This is a genomic window from Enterocloster sp. 210928-DFI.2.20 (genome assembly GCF_020554465.1).
GTDB classification, from domain to species: domain Bacteria; phylum Bacillota; class Clostridia; order Lachnospirales; family Lachnospiraceae; genus Enterocloster; species Enterocloster bolteae.
The window spans coordinates 1-348 of the sequence record NZ_JAJCHK010000118.1 but is presented as its reverse complement, the minus strand read 5'-3'; the positions used below and the strand labels follow the sequence as shown (position 1 = coordinate 348).

The following is a 348-nucleotide window of genomic DNA, read 5'->3' as shown; positions in this document are numbered from 1 at the left end:
AAATTCCCTCTGCTGCTGACGATACGCTTCCATCTGGCAGATATCATAAAACCACTCTTTCATGCGGTGTGCCAGACGCAGATCCTCGCTATAGTGAAGCATTAAATCACAGGCCTGTTTGTTCTCATCCTTCAGCTTTTTATAGCGGGTCAGAATGAGTTTCCGGCTGCGTTTATAATACTTACGCAGAGAAACCGGCATGGACCGCTGCAGCCGTTTGCGTACATTTTCAATCGCCCATGTCACCTGCCGGATGAAATGATATTTATCCACGATGATTGTAGCGTTTGGAAAGAAGGTCTGTGCAAGTTCGGTGTAGGGGCGCCACATATCGCAGACGAAGAACTT

General features: G+C 47.4%; 1 protein-coding gene. It reads right to left on the bottom strand.

Annotated elements, in window-relative coordinates:
* Positions 1-348: transposase (locus tag LI015_RS28100; protein WP_227126792.1), on the bottom strand; the 348-nt coding region annotated here is incomplete at both ends.